The organism is Klebsiella sp. K47 (assembly GCF_051858335.1).
GTDB classification, from domain to species: Bacteria; Pseudomonadota; Gammaproteobacteria; order Enterobacterales; family Enterobacteriaceae; genus Klebsiella; species Klebsiella pneumoniae.
This window is the reverse complement of record NZ_JBPYUI010000112.1, coordinates 1-354: the sequence shown is the minus strand read 5'-3', so window position 1 is coordinate 354 and position 354 is coordinate 1. Positions and strand designations below refer to the sequence as shown.

The 354-nt window shown below is 50.0% G+C and carries 1 protein-coding gene and 1 tRNA gene; both read left to right on the top strand.

The annotated features are described in order from the left end of the window. Positions 1-3: 3 nt before the first annotated feature. Positions 4-79: transfer RNA gene (locus RRF55_RS27325), tRNA-Thr, on the top strand. Between the two features lie 115 nt (positions 80-194). Beyond that, positions 195-354: GTP-binding protein (locus tag RRF55_RS27320; RefSeq protein WP_227507214.1), on the top strand; the 160-nt coding region annotated here is incomplete at its 3' end.

The following is a 354-nucleotide window of genomic DNA, read 5'->3' as shown; positions in this document are numbered from 1 at the left end:
CGTGCTGATATGGCTCAGTTGGTAGAGCGCACCCTTGGTAAGGGTGAGGTCCCCAGTTCGACTCTGGGTATCAGCACCACTTCTTTTCTCTCCTTCCCTGTTTCTCTTCTGTTATGTTCATTCAACAAGTCGGGCATGTTGCCTGGTTGATGTGGTGATATCACCGATTTATCCGTGTCTTAGAGGGACAATCGATGTCTAAAGAAAAGTTTGAACGTACAAAACCGCACGTTAACGTCGGTACTATCGGCCACGTTGACCATGGTAAAACAACGCTGACCGCTGCCATCACTACCGTACTGGCTAAAACCTACGGTGGTTCCGCTCGCGCATTCGACCAGATCGATAACGCGC